Annotated in this window: 17 protein-coding genes and 1 pseudogene; 17 read left to right on the top strand and 1 reads right to left on the bottom strand. The window is 40.3% G+C overall.

The features are described from left to right. Positions 1-307: 307 nt before the first annotated feature. The gene (locus ACFX4I_RS23425) at positions 308-2,005 is read left to right on the top strand and encodes a sigma-54 interaction domain-containing protein (protein ID WP_377423360.1); all 1,698 of its coding nucleotides are present in this window, start codon (positions 308-310) and stop codon (positions 2,003-2,005) included. Positions 2,006-3,202: 1,197 nt separating this feature from the next. Here ACFX4I_RS23425 and ACFX4I_RS23420 read toward each other — a convergent pair. Further along, entirely contained in the window at positions 3,203-4,597 is a 1,395-nt protein-coding gene (locus tag ACFX4I_RS23420; protein WP_377423357.1) for an amino acid permease, read from the bottom strand. A 99-nt stretch (positions 4,598-4,696) separates the two neighbouring features. Between ACFX4I_RS23420 and pruA the strand changes: the two are divergent. The 16 genes and pseudogenes from pruA to ACFX4I_RS23340 form a co-directional block, all read left to right on the top strand. Next, positions 4,697-5,908: pseudogene (pruA, locus tag ACFX4I_RS23415) on the top strand (L-glutamate gamma-semialdehyde dehydrogenase); the annotation flags it as partial. Between the two features lie 72 nt (positions 5,909-5,980). Further along, positions 5,981-6,895 (top strand): proline dehydrogenase family protein, encoded by a 915-nt coding sequence (locus ACFX4I_RS23410; protein ID WP_377423355.1) that lies wholly within the window; start codon positions 5,981-5,983, stop codon positions 6,893-6,895. Positions 6,896-7,441: 546 nt separating this feature from the next. After that, positions 7,442-7,948, top strand: a complete 507-nt coding sequence (locus ACFX4I_RS23405) for an acyl-CoA thioesterase (protein ID WP_230302194.1) — start codon at positions 7,442-7,444, stop codon at positions 7,946-7,948. Positions 7,949-9,297: 1,349 nt separating this feature from the next. Continuing rightward, a complete protein-coding gene (locus ACFX4I_RS23400) occupies positions 9,298-10,659 on the top strand; it encodes a cytochrome ubiquinol oxidase subunit I (RefSeq protein WP_377423352.1) in 1,362 nt (453 codons plus the stop codon). A 15-nt stretch (positions 10,660-10,674) separates the two neighbouring features. Then, positions 10,675-11,721, top strand: coding sequence for a cytochrome d ubiquinol oxidase subunit II (locus ACFX4I_RS23395; RefSeq protein ID WP_283932976.1), 1,047 nt, complete (start codon positions 10,675-10,677; stop codon positions 11,719-11,721). Between the two features lie 28 nt (positions 11,722-11,749). Further along, positions 11,750-12,508 (top strand): hypothetical protein, encoded by a 759-nt coding sequence (locus ACFX4I_RS23390; protein WP_230302190.1) that lies wholly within the window; start codon positions 11,750-11,752, stop codon positions 12,506-12,508. 178 nt (positions 12,509-12,686) lie between these two features. Then, a complete protein-coding gene (locus ACFX4I_RS23385; RefSeq protein ID WP_377423350.1) occupies positions 12,687-13,361 on the top strand; it encodes a TetR/AcrR family transcriptional regulator in 675 nt (224 codons plus the stop codon). A 60-nt stretch (positions 13,362-13,421) separates the two neighbouring features. Further along, complete coding sequence (locus ACFX4I_RS23380) at positions 13,422-14,564, top strand: acyl-CoA dehydrogenase family protein (protein WP_230302191.1); 1,143 nt, start codon at positions 13,422-13,424, stop codon at positions 14,562-14,564. A gap of 124 nt (positions 14,565-14,688) precedes the next feature. Then, positions 14,689-16,326, top strand: coding sequence for an AMP-binding protein (locus tag ACFX4I_RS23375; protein ID WP_377423364.1), 1,638 nt, complete (start codon positions 14,689-14,691; stop codon positions 16,324-16,326). A gap of 12 nt (positions 16,327-16,338) precedes the next feature. Next, positions 16,339-17,688: an acetyl-CoA carboxylase biotin carboxylase subunit gene (locus ACFX4I_RS23370; protein WP_377423347.1), complete on the top strand. Its 1,350-nt coding sequence runs from the start codon at positions 16,339-16,341 to the stop codon at positions 17,686-17,688. A gap of 38 nt (positions 17,689-17,726) precedes the next feature. Further along, the gene (locus tag ACFX4I_RS23365) at positions 17,727-17,939 is read left to right on the top strand and encodes an acetyl-CoA carboxylase biotin carboxyl carrier protein subunit (RefSeq protein ID WP_230304186.1); all 213 of its coding nucleotides are present in this window, start codon (positions 17,727-17,729) and stop codon (positions 17,937-17,939) included. 17 nt (positions 17,940-17,956) lie between these two features. After that, entirely contained in the window at positions 17,957-18,856 is a 900-nt protein-coding gene (locus tag ACFX4I_RS23360) for a hydroxymethylglutaryl-CoA lyase (RefSeq protein ID WP_377423344.1), read from the top strand. Between the two features lie 19 nt (positions 18,857-18,875). Continuing rightward, positions 18,876-19,658: an enoyl-CoA hydratase gene (locus tag ACFX4I_RS23355; RefSeq protein WP_230304188.1), complete on the top strand. Its 783-nt coding sequence runs from the start codon at positions 18,876-18,878 to the stop codon at positions 19,656-19,658. Between the two features lie 23 nt (positions 19,659-19,681). Further along, a complete protein-coding gene (locus tag ACFX4I_RS23350) occupies positions 19,682-21,211 on the top strand; it encodes an acyl-CoA carboxylase subunit beta (protein ID WP_230304189.1) in 1,530 nt (509 codons plus the stop codon). Between the two features lie 194 nt (positions 21,212-21,405). Next, complete coding sequence (locus ACFX4I_RS23345; RefSeq protein WP_377423341.1) at positions 21,406-22,170, top strand: NUDIX domain-containing protein; 765 nt, start codon at positions 21,406-21,408, stop codon at positions 22,168-22,170. 15 nt (positions 22,171-22,185) lie between these two features. Beyond that, entirely contained in the window at positions 22,186-22,737 is a 552-nt protein-coding gene (locus ACFX4I_RS23340; protein ID WP_377423338.1) for a cysteine hydrolase family protein, read from the top strand. The last annotated feature ends 19 nt before the right edge of the window (positions 22,738-22,756 follow it).

The raw sequence follows: 22,756 nt of genomic DNA, 5'->3' as shown, positions 1-22,756 counted from the left end.
GCTCGTAGAGCCCCAATCTCTTAACTTTAGGCGAAAATTCAAAGGGAATTTCAAAAGGGTTTCAGAATTTTTTAATTTCGAACCCCTTTTGTCTACAAACTGAAAACTCTATTCTATGATAGAGTTTTTTTATAGTATTCTTATTTCTTTTACAGAAAATCAATCGATAGAAACATAGAGTGAAGTTTATATTATAATAAAGTTATTAGTTTTTATTTAAACATATTTGTTTTATGATTGTTTTAGAAGATGATACTGTATAAATTCTTATACTTTCTCATAAAATATATAATAAAAGGGGTTTATTATGTTTAAAATGGAAGAAATTAACCTAGACAACTCCTTCACTATAGTGAAACCCTATACATCTTTAATTGATATAAAGAATAACTTTTTAAAGTATGATTTTGTAATCATTTCAGCGAAAGAATTCTACATTGTTTCAAGGAATGAATGCAATTTCTTGGCATTAATGGATGAATCACTGTCTGTAATCGAGTGGATTGAAAAGGTAAAATGGGATCCCTCTACCATTTCTACAATAGCTGAACTTTCTATGTTACAAACTGATTGGAGCAGACCGGTCCTAATTAAAGATCCAGAAAAAGAAGGAATTATTGGAATCATAACTGCAAACCAATGGGTTCAAATGCTGGAATTGAAAAATGAGGAGCTATCCGCATACTTTTCTACATTGGCGGAAACCATTAATGACGCAGTCACAGCTGTGGATCAAGAGGGTAAAGTTATCTGCTGGAATACTGTTGCTGAGGGAACATACAGCATTAAACGTGAAAATATCCTAGGTCAAAAGATTGGAGAGCATTTTCAATCAGAGTCTATTATATTACATCGTATATTAAATGAGGGACGTCCCGTTCGTGGGGCTTATCATCGCCCTAATAATGATAATCACGTATTAGTAAATGCCTCTCCAGTTATAAAGGATAATACGGTTATTGGAGGCATTGCAACAGAACAGGATATTACTCAAATTGTTCGTTTGAACGAGGAACTTGATTCTTCGTTACCGTTACTTATCCATCAGGACAACCCTTTTTCCTCTATTATTGGAGTTAATGTAGAAATTCAAAAAGCAGTGAAGGTAGCGCAAAAAGTTGCCTACGCAGACATTCCGGTTCTGTTAACCGGAGAACCAGGTTCAGGAAAAGAGATGTTAGCACAAGCTATTCATTACGGCGGTTCAAAGCGTACCGGCCCTTTTGTATCCATTAATTGTTCAGCCATTCCTTCCACTCTTTTAGAGATCGAATTATTTGGATATCAAAAAGGAGTTTTCACAGCTGATAAGAAAACTGGAAAAAACGGGAAAATCGAACAATCACATAATGGAACATTATTTATTGAAGAAATTGATAAAATGCCATTAGACATTCAAGAAAAATTTCTACACTACTTAGAACATGGATCATTTTATCGTGTAGGTACAACGGAATTATTGACGACATATACACGTGTAATTGCCTCTACATCTCAGGCATTAGAAGCAATGGTAAAGGAAGGGAAATTCAACGAAAACCTTTATTATCGCTTAACTGTAATTAACATTGATATTCCCCCTTTACGCGAAAGACCAGAAGATATTGTCAAATTAGTTGAACAGTTTGTGCAAGAGTTCAGTTCTAAGTATAAGAAACTAGTTCCGAAAATTGAATCGGAAGTTATAACTATATTAGTTAACTATGAATGGCCAGGAAATGTCCGTGAACTTCGGAATGTTGTGGAACGTGTTATCCTTCTGAATGATGAAAATATTATTAGAAGTAATCATCTTCAAAAAAACATAACTAGTAGTTATAATGTTCATAATAGCCATATCTCAGGCCCGCAAGAAACATCATTTCAGGAAGAGGAAAAAGAAGAGTTATTCATGATTCAAGAAGCCTTAAGCAAGACATATGGAAACAAAAGTGCGGCTGCCAAATTACTCGGTATGTCCAGAGGAACACTCTACAATAAGATCAAAGAATACAGATTAAACTGATTTATTAGGCATTTTATTAATTCCCAGTTACGCTCTCTATTGAAACTTATGTTATCGCCGATAACAAAAAAAACGAGAGCCAGTGTCTGATAAGACTGCTTTGATAATATCCCCTTAAGGTAGACAGTGTAAAAAGACCACAAACAATCGTGGATATTACACCACTATCTGGAGGGGATTTTATAATGGCTAAAAAAGGGCAAAAGTTCGACAAATATTCAAAGGAAAAGAAATGAAAGCTGTACAGATGAATTTGAATGGGGAATGAAGCAGGGAAACGATTACGTAGAACGTAGTCCTTCGTAGTAGTACGCAATTGAAAGCATGGGTAAAGAAGTTTAGAGGCGGAAAAGGTTTAACAAATCAATTGAAAGGTATCAGAGTGTGATTATTATAAAGCACAGGTAAAATGCCTAAAAAAAGCGTTATGCAAATCTGTCAATGGAACAATCCAGAATCTCGTTGAGAAGTACGAGATCATGCAAGAACGCCTTACATGAAATGGAGATGTACAACGGTCAAGCCACTATAAATGACATCAATTCTAAAGGCAAACGATACACGCCTCTTGAACATGATAAACAGTTGAAAGGAACGATTAAATTGATTCGCCTCAAGCATAAATAGAATCGCTAACCTCGCATGAAAAATGTTTTGCAGGAGAAGGGGCCATTCTTCGTTTACCATAAAAAGGATCCATTGTAAGACCTCTATAACAAAGAGATTGTTTCATGGGAACATAATCAGCTCAAACTAGTATCTGAGACGTTAGATGGTTTATCCACAAAAAAGGGATGTATACAGAACCATTCTCCATTCAGATCAAGGCTTCTATTACACATCCCATGAATACTATGTACCATTATTTCAATAGCTTGGTATTAAATGAAACGAACATGATAATGTCTGAGTGGAATCGTTCTTTTCCCATACTAATCAGAGATGTTGAATCAAAATCATTTTAAAACTGATTCAAGGAGTGGAAGAAATTCTATTATTACAACTGCAAACGATTCCAGAAACGACTCAGCCACCGAGCTCCGATTGAATATCGAATCTCGATGGCTGTAGTCTTTTTATGACTGTGACTGGGGTAAATCAAATGACTAATCTGAGTTGGGATTTTTTTATGCGCAAGCCCGTGCCTAATTTCTAATAGAGTCCATTATTTATGACATAGTTCCTTTTGTTTTGTAATTAAGAGGCATTTTTTTCTTTGTTCGTTGATAATAAATCCGATGATTTATTTTTCTTTAAGACAAAGAAAGAACCGACAATCAGTATAGTGAGAAGTAGGGTTAAAAAGAATTGTAAACGTAAGGAATCAATAAATGTCATCGAGATAAATATACTAGTGATCGTAATAATCGTGGCATATGTTAAATAAGGGAATAACCACATTCTGATCTTAAGTGCTTCAGGATTTTCTTTTTCGTATTTTCTTCGCATGCGTAACTGAGAGAAGGCAATCACTAGATAAACAAGAAGTGCTACACCTCCGGAAGCATTAACTAAAAACAGAAATACTTTATCTGGAGAGATGTAATTGAACCCAATACTAATATAAGCAATAACGGTACATCCTAAAATCGCATTCATTGGTATCCCCTTCTTATTTACCATTAAAAACATTCGGGGAGCATCTCCATTTTGCGCCATCGAAAATAACATACGGGAGCTCGTGTAAATACCAGAATTCAAACAAGAAAGTACTGCCGTCAAAAGAAGGAAGTTCATGATTTGAGCTGCAGCTGGTATATTTAAAAGTTCAAGGACAGAAACAAAAGGACTTTTCATCAAACTAGAAGAGTCCCATGGAAGAATTGTTATAATTATTAAAATTGAACCTAGGTAAAAAGTTAAAATACGATAGATAACGGTATTAGTAGCAACCCTCATGGCTTTTTCAGGATGTGAGGTTTCCCCTGCTGCAGTCGCCACAATTTCACTGCCCATAAAAGAGAACATAACAAGGGCAACTCCTATAAAGACAGAACTTATTCCAGATGGCAGGAATCCACCTCTATGTAGAAGGTTTGAAGTACCAGGTGATTCTATACCTGGTATGAAACCGAATATAATGGCCCCTCCAAGAATTAAAAAGAGAACAATACTGACAACTTTAATCATAGACAGCCAATACTCAAACTCACCAAATGATTTAACAGAATAGATGTTAGTTAGGGTTAATAAAAAAGTAAGCATAAGGCTGACTGACCAAGAAGGCAAAGAAGGAAACCAATATTGTATAATTGTCGCACCTGCTATTGCTTCAACTGCGATGGCAATTACCCAGAAAAACCAGTATAACCAGCCAATCGTGTACCCGGCCCATGGGCCTATCGCTTCTCGGGCGTAAGTGGAAAAAGAGCCACTTGATGGATTTGCCGTTGACATTTCCCCAAGCATCCGCATCACCAAAATTACCAGTAATCCTGCTATCGCATATGAGAAAATAGAACCTGGCCCAGCCGTATTAATTAACGGGCCACTTCCAACAAATAACCCAGCACCGATGATTCCTCCGAGAGAAATCATGGTAATATGCCGAATTTTCAACTCTTTTTTTAATACAGGTTGTTGATGATTCATATCCTACATCCTCTCTATAACGTAAAAATAAAAAAATAAGGGGATTCAAATCTTTCAAAAAAATAGCAGAAAGTGAAAACCCTTAAAACAATAAACAATTATGAATTTTCAGGCTATCTAGTTAAAGAAGCTGGAAAGCCATGGAAAGAAGCTGATGCAGATACGGCTGAAGCCATTGATTTCCTTGAATTCTATGCCCGTCAAATGATGCAATTAAAAAACGGAGTACCTGTAAAAAGTCGAGATGGAGAAGCAAACAAGTTCAACTATATTCCACTTGGTGTAGGTGTCATTATTTCTCCATTCAACTTTCCATTAGCTATTATGGCCGGAACGGCAGCTGCAGCGATTGTTGCCGGAAATACGATTCTTCTGAAACCATCAAATAACACACCAGTGATTGCAGCGAAATTCGTTGAAGTTATGAAAGAAGCAGGTCTTCCTCATGGTGTACTTAACTATATTCCAGGAGGCGGCGCGGAAATAGGCGATTATCTTGTTGATCATCCGAAAACTCGCTTTGTTTCCTTCACGGGTTCCCGTGAAGTAGGCTGCCGCATTTATGAACGCGCGGCAAAAGTGCAGCCGGGTCAAATTTGGTTAAAGCGTGTGATTGCCGAAATGGGCGGAAAAGATACTGTAGTTGTAGATAAAGACGCGGATTTGGATGTAGCGGCCTCTTCGATTGTTTACTCTGCTTTTGGATTCTCCGGACAAAAGTGTTCGGCTGGTTCACGTGCAGTGGTACATCAGGATGTTTATGATGAAGTCCTTGAAAAAGCAGTGGCATTAACTCAGGCTTTAACGATTGGCTGCCCTGAAGATGTAAATACCTATATGGGACCCGTAATCAGCCAGGCTTCTTACGATAAAATCATGAAATATATTGAAATAGGAAAGGAAGAAGGCAAGTTGATGACTGGTGGAGAAGGGGACGACTCCAAAGGGTACTTTATTGAACCGACCATCTTTGCGAATATTGATGAAAAAGGACGTCTGATGCAGGAAGAAATTTTTGGACCTGTTGTAGCCTTTTGTAAAGCGCGCGATTTCGATCATATGATGGAAATAGCGAACAATACAGACTACGGCTTAACGGGTGCGTTACTTTCTAACACTCCTGATCATATTGAACGAGCAAAAGAAGAATTCCACGTAGGTAATCTATACTTTAATCGCGGTTGTACAGGAGCAATCGTTGGGTATCATCCGTTTGGTGGGTTCAACATGTCTGGAACGGATTCGAAGGCAGGCGGCCCTGATTATTTGGTTCTGCACATGCAAGCGAAAACAACTAGCGAAACACTTTAATAAGGGTTGGGGCAATTTAAAAAGGTTGCCCCATTTAATAAAACGAGGACATGTATTTAGGGGGATATATTCATGCTGGCAGAAGTTTCAAAAAATATTTTTCTTCACGCTTCCAACAACAAAGCGTTAAATAAAGCTGCGAAAAAATGGGGCCTTCGATTTGGAGCTTCCCAGGTTGTGGCAGGAGATACAATCAAAAGTGCGATTAAGAAAGTTCAAGAATTAAATGAAAAAGGCTTGGTTTGTACACTGGATCATTTAGGAGAATTTGTTTCAAGTAGAATAGAGGCGATAGAGGCAACGGAATATAACGTAAGAACGTTGGAAGCTATGGGTAGTACAGGAGTAAATAGTAATTTATCTGTAAAAATGACCCAACTTGGTTTGGACATTGATCGGAATTTTTGTGTTCAAAATATGTGTCGAATTCTTGAGACAGCCAAAAAATACAACAATTTTGTCAGAATCGATATGGAAGATCATGCGCATTGCCAAATCACGTTAGATATCCTGAGAGAATTACGAGAAACATATGATAATGTAGGAACAGTGATTCAATCCTATTTATATCGAGCGGAACAGGACGTAAAAGAATTAAAAGGAATTCCCCTTCGTTTAGTTAAAGGAGCTTATCAAGAATCTCCTTCAGTGGCTTATCAAGAGAAAGAAGAAGTGGATAAGAATTATATGAGAATCATTGAAGCGCATTTGCTGAGTGGCAGCTATACGGCGATTGCGTCCCATGATCATCGTATCATTGCCAGTGTAAAAGAGTTTGTTCAAAAACACAATATTCCACGTAACCAATTTGAGTTTCAGATGTTATATGGATTTAGAACAGACATGCAACTAAGTTTAGCTAAAGAAGGATATACAATGCGTGTGTATATTCCTTTTGGTAACGACTGGTTTGGTTATTTTATGCGTCGCTTGGCAGAAAGACCACAAAATATTGCTTTTGCCCTTAAAGGATTCTTTTCTAAATAATTGATGAGTTTATAATAATGGGTGAAGTTTTCATAGATAGTTATTTTACTTTTAGCGTTCGAAACGGGGAAACTAAACAGATTGGCACATCCACTCTTTTAAAATAGAAAAATATAAGCATAAATCTTCTCTCTTTCTCCGATTTAACTTGCCTAAGGAAGATTTACGTTGTTGATAAATAAGTCGAATTCATTGATGATGGTGCAGTTTCGACTAGAACTGGAAATCAAAGAAAGCGCTCAATGAAGATATAATATGACCCCGTCCTCCATTGACCGATGGATTCACCAGTATGAAAAGTCTGGGTTCCTTCCAAGAGAATGACAAAAGTTCACTCGAGCAGGAGGAGCTTTTAATGCTGCACAAAGAGCTTGAGCAGGCGGTGAATGATATTTCTAAGCAAGCTGCGCATTCTCAGAACACAAGGCTACATACGCCGATAGTGTTTTTAGGATAAAAAGCTCAAAGTTGTATCATAATATAACCATATACTAAAAGTTTACATAGGTGATGATTTCAGGTCCCATGTTTTAGGAGGACGGGTTTATAGAAGCAAAATATTGCAGAGAATCAAGGGTCATAAGAACGAGTCGAATATTTCCAAATGATGTGAACAATCATAATACATTATTTGGCGGCAGATTAATGAGTGATGTCGATCAAGTAGCATCGATTTCTGCAGCACGTCATAGTCGCAGTGAATGTGTAACTGCTTCAACAGATTCAGTTGACTTTTTACATCCCATTCGTACAACTGATTCAGTATGTTTTATATCTTATGTGGCATGGACCGGCACATCTTCAATGGAGGTTTTTGTGAAAATTATTGCTGAAGATTTAAAAAGCAGTGTTCGTAGAATTGCAGCGACTGCTCTATTAACATTTGTTGCACTAGATGAACATAAACGTCCCACAAGTGTTCCAAAAGTTATTCCGGAGACAGAAGAAGAAAAAAAATTACATGAAACGGCCTTAGATCGAGCAAGTATGCGGAAACAAAGAAAACAAAAAAGCAAAGATGTGGCTATGTTTTTAAATGTAGATTATCCTTAACTTTCATAACCTGCGAGGTAAGAGGCAATCCTTGTTGAAAAGCCGGACAATAAGCAAAGTGAAGCATTAGATTTACTAAGTTCAACCCAGTCTTTTCTCCGGCTATCGTTCTCAGCATAATGATTGGTCTGGCCTACAAAGGGACGAGTTCGTTTTCATCAAAGAAAGTAACTGCTTTATCCAAGTGGATGAAGTTTAAAATGTGGGATTATTGAACTTCCTACTGATAGAGGAAAAGAAAAGGTGGGTATTTAAGGTTTAGGATCCTGAATATGGATTTTTCTAAATTAGAGACGTGTGTTGGTGCATATTGAATATTTAGAACATTTTGTATATTTTAATGAGGCAAAGCGAATAAATGACTTAAAGCAAGAGTTTCTAATTAGTAAAACGGAGTAATCCCTTTTTTTTATGATGAAAGAAAGCTTATTTAATAAATTTGCTGAGTTCATTCATTTTTTTCCATTCATAAAAGTACTAGTTATTGCACATATGTTTAAAGACTCTACGATATGGTAGAGTTTTTTTATTATAAAAAAACTTCGTTCTGGTGCAAAAACCACTCGTTAGAAACATAGAGCGATTTTTGCAATAAAGCTAATTTTTTTATTGTAGTATTGTTCTTTTTAGGAACATTATTCTTGAAATTGGGCAAAAGTCAATGCCGGCCGCAAATACACACATAGACTACTATATTGTAGGGTATATGTGTATTTTTTATTGAAGGAAATATAAAAATGAATAAATAGTTCTTTAGAGAATTTTGAAGAATTCGCTGCAATCCTCGATAGTGTTATCAATGGTGTTTGTTCGGTGACCCGTTCGTTGTGCGGAACCATAAATTAACAGGTGGTTCTGGCAAGCCAAAAGGTTTGGACGGAGGTTTCTATGTGACATCTACTATCTTAGCTGATGTGACGAACGAAATGACGATATAACAAAAAGATATCTTTCGACTGGTCTGCGTAATGTTTGTTATCGACGGTGTCGAAGAAGCAATAGATTGCAAACGACACACCGTATTGATTGGCAGCCTATGTACTAGGCGGAAAATAAAGATGGAACGTGCAGTATATCGTATTCGGGCCGGACAGGTGTATTTGTAAAGCGGAGTGAATTTCATCGACTTGACGTCACCTAATCAAGGTTAAGAAGCGATCAACCGTAGTAAATATATCCCAATAATAACCTCGATAGAATATTTTAATAAAATAATCAACCAAAAACATCATCAAGTAAAATTCTGTCTTTCTGCAAAACCATGAAAACTTAGTTTGTGGAATAATATTAAATATTTTCCTTTACAGAGGAGATACTACCAAGAGACAAAGGTTAGAAAGGAAGACAGTATGGATCATATACAAATGGCCCGTGCGATGTTCGGGACGAATATGGCTGTACATATCATATTTGCAACGATTGGCGTTGGGTTGCCGATGATGATGTTGGCAGCGGAATTGATGTATCAAAGGACAAAGGATTTACAGTATGTTGTCATGGCTAAACGCTGGACCAAAACATTAGGGGTTTTGCTTGGGGTCGGGATTCCGACTGGTACGATTGCGGGTGTGCAACTGTCACTATTATGGCCTGGGTTCATGGAAGTGATTGGTCGTGTCATGGCGCTTCCATTCCAAATCGAGATTTATGCATTCATGGTTGAAGCGCTATTCATGTCAATTTACGTGTATGCAGCTGAAAAAATTAAGCCATGGGCCCGTATCGTGAGTTTATTCTTTGTTGCCTTCGGCGCAATGGCTTCGGCGGTTTTGATTTCTAATGTCCATGCTTTTGAAGGGACACCGGCTGGGTTCCGGTTTGAAAATGGGGAAATCGTCGATGTCGATCCTTGGGCGGCATTTTTCAACCCAAGTTTCTTGGTGACGGCAGGTCATACGGCCCTGACTGCATATACTACAGGTGCTTTTGTCGTAGCGGCAGTTGCAGCCTATAAGATGCTGAAAAATAAATATGGAACAGCTGAATTTAATTTTCACCAAAAAGCACTGAGGCTCAGTATTGTATTGGGTTTGGTTTTTTCTTTTTTGACGGCATTGAACGGTCATGCGACTACACAGCATTTATATAGGGAACAGCCGGAAAAACTGGCGGCGGCTGAAGGGTTGTTTGAAACAAAGGACCATGCCGGACTTACCTTGTTCGGTTATACCGATAGGGAAGCCCAGGAAGTGAAGTATGGGATTGAATTCCCATGGTTATTAAGCTTTCTATCCGGTAATAGCTTCGATACGGTCGTGACCGGCTTGAACGATTTTCCAGAAGAGTATTGGCCGCCGCTTTATGTCCATATCTTATTCAACGCCATGGTCATCATCGGTTCCGGCTTAATCGCCTTAGCACTGTTTGCATTGGTTTGGAATAAATGGCTGAAAAAGGAGACTTATCCGAAATGGGTTCTCTGGCTATTTGTTGCTGCAGGTCCGCTTTCGGTGATTTCGATTGAATGCGGTTGGATTTTTGCTTGTACAGGCAGACAGCCATGGACGATATACAGGATGCTGACTACGGAGGATTCAGTCACTTCGTACGAAAACCTTGGATTTTTATTCACGATGTTCATTATTGTATATATCATTTTATGCGTTTCTGTCGTATTTACACTTTTGTATTATTTCAAACGTCATTCGGTTATGGATGATATATATAAGGCTGAACAGAAAGATATAAGGCTTTTCGATTCGAATTCATAAAAGGGGGGAAGGCGGTTGAGTGATGCTCTTCTTGCAATAACATTGGTCTGGGGCTTTATTTTTCTTTATGCCATCATGGCCTCTATGGATTTTGGCGCTGGCTTCTGGGCAATGACTTACATTAAAAAGGAAGATACGAATGCTACGAAGATAGCAAATAGCTATTTATCACCGACTTGGGAAGTGACTAATACTTTTGTGGTCGGTCTTGTTATTGCGATTTACAGTTTATTTCCAGGTGCAGTTTTCCCGATTGGGGTAGCCTTGATCGTTCCTGCGAGCCTGATATTGGTCCTGCTATGTATTAGGAGCGCTTTCTTGGTTTTCTCGCATAGCGTAGACAAATATGAAAAAGCGTTAACATATATCTCAGGGTTGACGGGATTGATCATACCCGGGCTATTAATCAGTGTATTGCCCATCACCCACCTTGGATTTGTCGAAGGCGTGAGAGGAAATGAAGAATTGAATCTATCTAAACTTTTCACGAGTCCGAATGAGTATGCATTTGTGGGTTTTGGAATCATGAGCACGCTTTTTTTATCATCTTTGCTCCTGTCTGATTACTCAAAACAGGCTGATGAAATGAAAGCATACAAAATATATCGCAGGGATGCGATGATAACGGGACCGCTTATGTTAGTCATGGCTCTGTTGGTTATGCTCACGTTAAAAAACGAAGCCAATTGGATCTACCAAGGAATGATGAAAAACTCGGCATTGTTATTCGTCTCGCTCGTTTTTTTCATCATTAGCGGGATAGCTCTGTACTTACCCTATTTTTCTAAGCAGGAGGTTAAAGGGATGCCTCGCGTCGCTGTAATAGCGATTATCATACAGTATTTAATCGGCAGTTATGTTTATGGTATCGCACATTTACCTTATATCATATTTCCGAATGTCACGATTCTTTCAGGATTTACCGATCCAACATCTTTCCGGGCCGTTTTTGCCACATATATCGTGGGCTTTGCGATATTAGTGCCAGGGTTCTATTATTTCTGGTCCATCTTCATGAAAGATCAGCGTCGAAAGTTCAAACGGCGGCAAATGTCAAATTAGTTCATCTTGGAAAAGAGAGGTTATCACTATGAAAAAGTTAGATCTGCTAAAATATGCGGTTTTAGTCATTTCACTCTTTTTGAGCTATCAAGCGGTTGAAGCGCATGATAAAAATTTTCAGGTCGATGGCACTTATATTTCAACAAAAAGAGATGTAACAGGTGACCAGAAAATAGACATCATCCAGGTTCAGGGTTTGCCATATGAGGATGGAAGCAAGTTTCTGAAGGAAATTGAGTTAAGTGTGGAAAGCAATCGCCGTACAATCAGCGTCCCGCTTGAAGCTGGGTATAATCCAGATCTCAAGGTTGCCGACTTGAATAATGATGGGGTCCAGGATGTATTGGTCACGGTTTTGATGGAAGGTAGAGAGCGGTTGATAACCAGTTACGCCTATACGTTCAAGGATGGAAAAGTGAAGGAACTGGAAATCCCTCCATCCGTTCCTGTAATGGCTCAATTTCTTGACGGATACAAAGCGGAAATCATTATTGAAGGTCAAAAGCCTGTGGTGATAGATGTCAGTTCCAGAAAACAAGCTTATGATGAAATGGGCATTTATCTAAATGGAAAATTAAATGAACCGACAGAGCTTTTGGTTGATCCATATTCTTCACTGGACTTAAAGAACGTTTTTGGAAAAGGGAAAGCACTTGTAGGAGTCCAAAATGTAAAAGGGTCCGATGAACGTGATTCGATACTGGAAATCAAATCAGTATGGAAGTATAACAATGGATGGCAGCTTGTAAAAGCCCAAGTTAAACCGGTCAAGGGAAGAAATAAATAGTGAATATTATCATGGGATAGTATTAAATGTGACATAGTTCATGCATATCTTAGTTAAATGAAGCAGGTTGACAGCTCTTGGTTTTGAGGGCTGTTTTTTGTTTATATTTAAAAATTGACAATTTTTAAATATTTGGTAAAATCTAAATAAATCCAGTTAACTACATAACCACACTCTTTTGGTTGTTAAATGTAAGCGGATACAAAAAAGGAGGTGCAGTCTTACGGAGTTAAAAGAAAAAATAATTGAAACGTCGCTGACTCTCTTCGATCAGCATGGTTTTCATGGTGTTTCCGTTAACGAAATCGTTAAGGCATGCGGAACTAGTAAGGGGGGGTTTTATCACCATTTCTCTTCCAAAGATGAACTCCTATTTGTCATTCATGATTACTTTATTTCATATGTTTTAATAAAAGCACAGGAAGCCATTTCAGAAAGTACCCATCCAACAGAAAAAATGCAAAAGATCATTCAATCATTCGTTAAAGTTTTTGACCTCTATAAACCACACATCTCAGTTTTCTATCAAGAAAGCAATTACTTAAAACCACCTTATGTTGAAGCAATTAAAAAAAAGCGTCAAATGTATAAAGAAATCATTTTCTCCGTTATCAAAGAAGGCATTGAAAAGGGAGTGTTCCGCAGCGAATTGCCAGTGGAAATTACCGGAATGTCAATTCTGGGCATGGTGAACTGGTCATACAAATGGTACAAAAGGGACGGTGGAAAAACGATTGATGAAATCGGTGATATTTACGTAGATTTAATTCTGAATGCCCTATTGACAGATGAAGAAAAAGATGCGGAAATCACCCAGCCATTTCTACTGAAGAACAATGTTGTTGTCGATTAAACAATTAACTTGATTTGTACAGACCAACTAGTCGGTCTCAATTGAAAGGGGAATGAACATATGGATTTTTCACTTACAAAAGAACAGCAGATGATTAAGGAAATGGTTAAGGAATTTGCCGAAAAGGAAATTAAACCCATTGCGATTGAGTTGGATGCAAAGTCCATGTTTGCGGAGGATGTATTCAAAAAAATGGGGAAACTCGGGTTGCTTGGAATTCCATTTCCTGAAGAATATGGCGGTTCGGGCGGAGATACGATTTCATATGCCATTGCAGTTGAAGAGGTTGGCAAGGCGTGCGGGGGAACCGGCTTAAGTTATGCTGCAGCAGTTTCGCTCGGAGCAAGTCCAATTTACTATTTTGGAACCGAAGAACAGAAGCAAAAATATCTGGTTCCAATCACGACCGGTGAAACTCTGGCAGCTTTCGGGTTGACAGAGCCTAATGCGGGTTCCGATGCTGGCGGTACGAGAACCACTGCCGTGTTGGAAGGTGATGAATATGTGATCAATGGTGAGAAAACATGGATTACAAATGCCAGCTATTCAAGAACCGTTACCGTCACTGCTGTATCGGGCAAAGATTCCAGGGGCAAGAATATCATCTCGGCATTCATCGTGCCAACCGATACCCAAGGGCTTACGATCAATAGCAATTATGAAAAAATGGGAGTTCGGGCTTCCAATACTTGTGAAATCATTCTGGATAACGTCCGGGTACCAAAGAAAAATTTATTGGGAGATCCAGACAAAGGGTTCAAACAATTCTTATTCACACTGGATGGAGGAAGGATTTCCATTGCAGCTTTGGCCGTCGGTATCGCTCAAGCTGCCTTTGATAAAGCCTTAGCTTTTTCAAAAGAGCGCATACAATTCGGTAAATCGATATCAAATTTCCAGGCCATTCAATTCAAGCTGGCAGACATGGCGATGGAGATTGAACTGGCGAGGAATATGGTATATAAGGCGGCGTGGTTAAAAGACAATAAAAAACCTTTTGCAAAGGAAGCGGCATACGCCAAGCTTTTTGCAAGTGAAACCGCCTTCCGGGCCAGCAATCAAGCAATTCAAATACACGGCGGTTCTGGTTACATGCGCGAATATGAAGTGGAGCGCTATTTAAGAGATGCTAAGTTATTGGAGATTGGTGAAGGCACATCCGAAATTCAAAGAATCGTTATCGCCAGACAATTAGGCTGTTAATCTATATGGAACGTAAAATGAACGATGATGCTTTTGTTCATTTTGGTGAAAAGCAGATGTTATCTATACAGCAAAACGCGTTCATTCTTACTTTTATTTGATTAGGAGGAGTTTGATGTCTGATTTGCTAGATATCACTATCGGGAAATTGCTTGAAAGGACAGCTGAACAATATGGTGATAATGAAGCAGTGGTGTACCATGAACTGGGCCTCCGCCATTCCTATCGCGAATTTGAAAAGATTTGCCGAAAGGCGGCCAGGGGGTTCATGTCACTCGATATAAAAAAAGGGGAACATATCGCCATTTGGGCGTCCAATAAACCGGAATGGCTTATATCCCAATTTTCCACCGCGAAAATGGGCGGGGTGCTGGTTACGGTCAACACTAATTACCGTACAAGTGAACTGGAATACTTGCTTAAGCAATCGGATGCGACGACGATCGTCCTGATGGAACAATATAAGGATCATTCATATATAGATACGCTGTATGAAATCGTACCTGAATTGAAAAATGCAGAACCAGGAAAATTATATTCTGAGAAACTGCCCAAATTGAAAAATATCGTCGTTTTAGGTGAAACGCGTTATCCCGGAACGTTTTCGTGGGAGGATGTCATTAGTGGAAGCGAATCCATTTCGGAGGAGTCACTGGACATGAGGATGGAGGAATTGGCTCCCGATGATGTGATTAATATGCAATATACATCAGGGACGACTGGATTTCCCAAAGGAGTGATGCTGACGCATTCAAACTTGGTCAACAACGGATTGAATGTCGCGGAATGCATGAAGCTTACCGAAGTTGACCGGCTTTGCATCCCGGTTCCGTTTTTTCATTGTTTCGGATGTTCCCTTGGTACGATGGCTTCTGTTTCTGTAGGGGCAACGATGGTGCCGATTGTGGAATTTAATCCACGCGTAGTCCTTCAGACCGTTGAAGCCGAAAAATGTACGGGACTTCATGGTGTTCCGACGATGTTCATCGCTCAACTTAATCTCGATGACTTTGATCAGTATGATTTACGTTCGTTGCGGACTGGAATCATGGCAGGCTCCACATGTCCGATTGAAGTCATGAAAAGCGTGGTGAATAAGATGGGTATCTCGGAAATCACGATTACTTATGGTCAAACGGAATCGTCTCCAGGAATTACGATGACAAGAACGGACGATCCGATCGAACTTCGTGTTTCCTCAGTGGGAAGGGCTCTGCCGAAAGTGGAAGTGAAAATTGTTGATCCGGTTACCGGGGAAGAAGTCCAGCGGGGCAAACAAGGGGAACTCTGTTCGAGGGGATACCATGTAATGAAGGGATACTATAATAACCCGGAGGCCACTGAGCAGGCGATTGACGGGGAAGGCTGGCTTCATACGGGAGATTTGGCAGTGATGGATGAAAGGGGTTATTGCAAGATTACAGGACGGCTGAAAGATATGATCATTCGCGGAGGGGAAAATATTTATCCCCGAGAGATCGAAGAATTCCTCTATCAACATCCTGCAATTGTCGATGTCCAGGTACTCGGCGTTCCAGATCAGAAGTATGGGGAAGAGGTAGCGGCATGGATCATATTGAAAGCGGGTGAAACCCTTACGGAGAAAGAATTGATAGAGTATTGCAAAGGGAAAATATCTTTTCATAAAATTCCCCGTTACATTCAATTTACCGATGCTTATCCCATGACTGCATCTGGAAAAATCCAAAAGTATAAGCTTCGGCAACAAACTCTTGATCTACTATCGGAACGCACTAAATAAGGAGGGTATCGAATGATTCGAAAAATTCTTATCGCAAACAGGGGAGAAATAGCATCACGCATTATTCGTACATGCAGGAAGTTGGGAATACTTACTGTCGCCGTCCATTCGGAAGCAGATGCGGATTCCCCATTTGTGGGATTGGCGGATGAGGCATATTTATTGGGCGGACCGAGAGTGCAGGAAAGCTATTTAAACGTCAATAAGATTTTGGAAATAGCTAAGAAAACTGGAGTGGAAGCCATTCATCCTGGATACGGATTTCTTAGTGAAAATGCAGATTTCGCACGTTCATGCGAAGAAGCCGGCTTGATATTCATTGGTCCAAAACCAGAAATCATCCAGCAGATGGGCAATAAAGTCGAGGCACGGAAAAAGATGGAACAAGCGGGACTTCCATTGGTGCCTGGATTTTCACGTCCGTTAATTGATAGTGCAGAAGCGGCAGCCGTTGCCGAAAAGATTGGCTATCCAGTCATGTTAAAAGCAGCAGCAGGCGGCGGGGGAATCGGCATGCAGGCCGTTGCTAATGAAGATGAACTGACCAAGGCCTTCGAAGGGAATCAAAAACGTGCCCAATTGTTTTTTGGCAATGGAGATATGTTCATAGAAAAATTGATAGAGAAGCCTCGTCATATCGAAATTCAGGTATTGGCGGATTCCTTTGGGAATGCTGTTTACTTATGGGAAAGGGAATGCTCCGTTCAAAGGCGCCACCAGAAGGTCGTGGAAGAGGCTCCCTCTTTTTTCCTTGACGAAGAAACAAGAAACAGGATGGGAATGGCTGCAGTGAAAGCGGTAAAATCCATCGGTTATAGCAATGCAGGCACCCTCGAATTTTTAGTTGATGGTGATAAAAATTTTTATTTCCTGGAAATGAATACTCGTCTTCAGGTTGAGCATCCTGTCACCGAAGAAATTACGGGGCTGGATTTAGTCGAACAGCAAATTAAAATTGCATCGGGTAACAAATTGGAATTCACTCAAAGTGAGATTAAACAGGATGGACACTCCATTGAAGTGCGCATATACGCTGAAGACCCGAAAACGTTTTATCCAGCACCGGGGAGAATAACCAGCATGGAACTTCCGGAAGGTGAAGGGATCCGTCATGAATTGGCGGTTCATGGAACTTCCGTCGTATCCCACTTTTATGATCCGATGATCGCCAAATTGGTAGTGAGCGGCGATTCAAGGGATAAAGCGATCATGAGATTAAGAGAAGCGCTGGCAAACTATAAAATAGAAGGAATAAAAACAAACCTTCCTTTGCTTATGGAAATAATTTCTCATGAAGCTTTTTCCCAAGGAGATACGACTACGGATTTCATTGCGAAATATATTAAAAAATTGACTGTATAACGCATATTTTAAAACATAATGATCAGGAGGAATGTAAAATGGCAGAATTAAAGGCAAGCATGGCAGGAAGTGTTTGGAAAATTGTGGCAAATGAAGGGCAAAGTGTAACAGACGGACAGGACATCGTTATCTTGGAATCGATGAAAATGGAAATCCCCATTGCAGCCGAAGAAGCTGGCACCATCAAAGAACTTAAAGTGAATGAGGGGGATTTCGTAAATGAGGGCGACATTTTGGCCGTCATCGAATAAAAGGACGGAGGGGTAAGATGAAATGGCCTGAAAAAGTGACAATTAAGGAAGTGGGTCCGCGTGACGGGCTGCAAAATGAAAAGGTCATGATACCTGCACAAAGCAAAATGGATTGGATCGATCAGCTCTCTGATACGGGATTATCTTATATAGAAGTGACTTCTTTTGTCCATCCAAAGTGGATTCCCCAATTGAGTGATGCCGCCCTTGTGGCTAAGGGAATAAAGCGCAATCCCGGTATCACTTATGCGGCCCTTGTACCTAATCAAAGGGGACTGGAGTCGGCTCTTGAAGCTAATATCGATGAAATTTCCGTGTTCATGTCATCCAGTGAAACGCATAATCTTAAAAATATTAATAAATCGATCTCCGATACCTTTCCAATAATGAAGGATGTCATCGGGACAGCAGCAAACAGCGGGAAAACGGTTAGGGGCTATATTTCAACCGTTTTCGGCTGTCCTTATGAAGGGGAGGTTTCGACAGAACAGGTTTTCCGTGTTTGTGATCAACTGTTTGAATATGGAATCGATGAGGTCTCATTGGGTGATACCATTGGGGTCGCCTCTCCAAGACAAGTTGCCTTATTCCTTGAACAGGCAGTAAAAAGATATGATATAAGCCGAATTGCCCTCCACTTTCATGATACAAGGGGTATGGCACTCGCAAATGTCCTTGAATCATTGAATTATGGTGTTGACACTTTCGACTCTTCGCTCGGAGGTTTAGGAGGATGTCCGTATGCACCAGGTGCGAGCGGAAATGTGGCAACGGATGACCTGATCCATATGCTACATAAAATGGGAATTCAAACGGGAATCAATCCAGAAAAACTAATGAAGGCTGCGGCCATGATGCAAAGCTTTTTGGAAAAACCATTGCCTAGCCATCAGATGGCTGTTTATAACGCACAATAAGAGAAATTGAGGTGAATTTATGACTTCATTAGTTGAAATCAGTCATGAGGAACAAGGAATTGCCCTTGTGACTTTGAACCGGCCGGATGCTGCTAATGCTCTATCCACAGAACTGCTTCATTGCTTAGTCGAAGGGCTGTATGAATTGAAAAGAGATTCCAATTTACGAACGGTCATTTTAACGGGAGCAGGTGAAAAGGCGTTTTGTGCAGGTGCGGATCTTAAGGAACGAGCAGGTATGAATGATGATAAAGTCAGGGAGACAGTCAAGTTGATTGGTGACACGATTACGGCGGTCGAAAACCTTCCAGTTCCAGTCATCGCCGCGATTAACGGTTCGGCTTTTGGCGGAGGGCTGGAGTTGGCACTCGCTTGTGACATACGCATTGCATCGGAAACGGCTAAGGTTGGACTGACAGAAACGTCATTAGGCATCATCCCAGGCGCCGGCGGTACTCAGCGACTGCCGCGGATAGTCGGAATGCCGACAGCGAAAGAACTGATTTATACGGCAAGGAGGTTGGATGCAAAAACGGCACATGCCTTGAAAATTATCAGTCATGTATATTCACCCCAACATTTACTTGAGGAAGCGAAAAAATTGGCTGGGGAAATTGCGGTCAATGCCCCATTAGCACTCAGGGCTGCAAAAGCGGCGATCAATCAAGGGGCTGAGACTAACTTGAAAACAGGATTGCAAATTGAAAAAGACTGCTATCAGACAACTTTAAAAACCCGTGACCGACTGGAGGGTCTGTCAGCATTCAAGGAAAAGCGCAAACCGGTTTTTAAGGGCCAATGATTTCAATTGAAGGAGGAACAGGGATGGTAACGACGGATAAACTAACCGAAACGGTTGAAACGATTAAAAAAGGCGGTTTAGAAAAATATCATCAAAAAAACGCTGAAAAAGGAAAGCTTTTCGTACGTGAACGGCTAGAGCTGCTTTTCGATGAAGGGGTTGAAATAGAGGACGCCTTCTTTGCTAATTGTGCCAGTGATGGATTACCTGCTGATGGTGTAGTTACAGGCATCGGGAAAATCAATGGTCAGAGGGTTTGTGTCATGGCCAATGATTCGACTGTAAAAGCTGGTTCCTGGGGAGCAAGGACCGTCGAGAAAATCATTCGCATTCAGGAAACAGCTGAAAAGTTGCAGTTGCCCCTTCTTTATTTAGTCGATTCTGCCGGGGCACGAATTACGGATCAAGTAGAAATGTTTCCGGGACGCCGCGGAGCAGGACGCATTTTTTACAATCAAGTGAAGTTATCAGGAAAAGTCCCGCAAATTTGTCTATTGTTCGGTCCGTCTGCCGCAGGCGGGGCATATATCCCTGCTTTTTGTGATATTGTCGTAATGGTTGATGGGAATGCATCCATGTATTTAGGTTCACCGAGAATGGCAGAAATGGTCATTGGCGAAAAGGTAAGCGAAGAAGAAATGGGCGGGGCGAAAATGCATTGTTCTGTTTCAGGATGCGGGGATGTTCTTGTCAAGTCTGAAGAAGAATCCATCGCGTTTGCGCGCAGATACTTAAGCTATTTTCCAGGAAATTATCAAGAAAGACCTAAAAGCGTAAAACCTGAGCTGCCTGCGGATTTTGAAAAAACATTGGAAGAACTGATTCCCAAAAATCAGAATGCACCCTTCAATATGTATGATCTGATCGATAGGGTTATAGACAGGCAATCGTTTTGTGAAATCAAGAAACTATTTGCACCCGAATTAATTACTGGGCTTGCAAGGCTAAATGGACAAACGATAGGGATCATAGCCAATCAGCCGCGTGTCAAGGGAGGCGTGCTGTTCCATGATTCAGCTGATAAGGCAGCCAAGTTCATCAATTTATGTGATGCTTTTCATATACCGCTATTGTTCCTGGTGGATATTCCAGGATTCATGATTGGGACGAAAGTCGAACAGGCAGGTATCATTCGCCATGGCGCGAAAATGATTTCGGCCATGAGTGAAGCCACGGTTCCCAAGATTTCTGTCATTGTCCGGAAGGCTTATGGTGCTGGACTTTACGCGATGGCAGGTCCCGCTTTTGAACCGGACTGCGTTCTTGCCTTACCGACGGCATTGATAGCGGTCATGGGAGCAGAAGCTGCGGTCAATGCAGTCTATGCCAATAAAATCAATGCAATGGAACCGGAAGAACGCCCTGCATTCATCGAACAGAAACGCAATGAATACAATGAAGACATCGATATCTACCGCTTAGCCTCCGAGATGATTGTTGATGGCATCATCCAGCCAAATGACCTGCGTGATGAATTGAGCACCCGGTTTGAAGCGTATAGCAGTAAGCAATTGACATTTACCGATCGTAAACATGGAGTCTATCCCGTTTAAAGAATTCAATAAACAAGCCCGGTCATCATGACCGGGCTTGTTTATCATGTATGAAAATAAATGATTTTTTAAATAATTAGAAAATTTTTCTGATTTTGAGTTGCTAAATTACACAAGGAAGAGTACTATAATTAGTAATTAATGATTTACTAATTACTTAATTCCATACTTAGTGAAAGAAAGTGAGAGTTGCCATGGCTCAGCAGGAAAAAAAGAAATATATTACTCCAGATGGATACACAGCAGATATTGCGATTTTTACGATTACTACGAAGAAAACGGCAGAGAAAGCCCCGCCTGAAATGTTTTTGAAGCTATTATTAATCAAACGAGCCACAAAAGATAAGGAAGGAAGCCCGAATGTTGAAGGAGATAAATGGGCATTGCCTGGAGGATTTGTAAATGCCAGGGAGACTGCTTATGAAGCAGCTAAACGGGAATTAAAAGAAGAAACGGGCGTAGCTGGATTCCATGTCAAGCATTTCGGGGTTTATGACCGGCCAGGGCGCGATCCCAGGGGATGGATCATATCGAATGCTTTTTATGCAATTGTCCAGGAAGAGTTCCTTCATCAAAGAAAAGCAAATGACGATGCAGCCGAGGTTGAATTGTTCACGATACAGGAAGCCTTACAATTAGATCTTGCATTCGATCATTATACTATTATTAACGATGCGATGAATTTAATGAAAAAAGAAATGGTGCAAACGACGATAGCCCAAAAATTCCTGCCGGATGAATTTACACTTTCTGAATTGCAACGTGTTTTGCTGACAGCCAGAGATGATGCTAAAATCAGCGCAGACTCACTTTTTTATGCAAAAGCCCCGAAACTCCCTTTTTTGGAGAAAGTCTTGGATGAAAAGGGTATGCAGAAGAAAACGAAACGTAATTCGTATCGGCCTTCTCAGCTTTACCGGTTTAATGCAGAGGTTGTCATGGACTCTATTTACTATTAAGGGGGAATTGGTGATATGGGAAAAAAGGCATTGATCAATATAGATTATACGTATGACTTCGTGGCAGGCGGGGGTTCATTGACCTGCGGGAAGCCAGGCCAGGATATCGAGAAGGCACTTGTCAGTATAACCAGGGATTTCATTAAACAGGGCGAATACACGGTATTCGCGATTGATTTACATGAAGAAGGAGACCGCTTACATCCCGAATCGAATTTGTTTCCACCGCATAATATTAGCGGTACAATGGGTAGAGACCTATACGGGGCGTTAAAAGAGGAATATGAAACAAATAAAAATCAAAAGAATGTTCATTATATAGATAAAACACGTTATTCGGCCTTTTCGGGAACGGACCTTGATATACGTCTAAGGGAACGTCACATTACCGATATTTATTTAGTCGGGGTTTGTACGGATATCTGCATTTTGCATACGGCAATCGACGCTTATAATCTAGGCTATAAAATCTTTGTATATGAAAATGCAGTGGCCTCGTTCAATGATGCCGGTCACCATTGGGCGCTTGGACATTTTAAAGGATCTCTTGGAGCAACCATTCTATAATATCCATTTAAGCAACAGA

This window comes from Peribacillus sp. YIM B13472, assembly GCF_042788005.1.
Taxonomy (GTDB): Bacteria; Bacillota; Bacilli; order Bacillales; family DSM-1321; genus Peribacillus; species Peribacillus simplex_E.
Note: the sequence above shows the minus strand (reverse complement) of the source record. Positions and strands in the feature narration are given on the sequence as shown.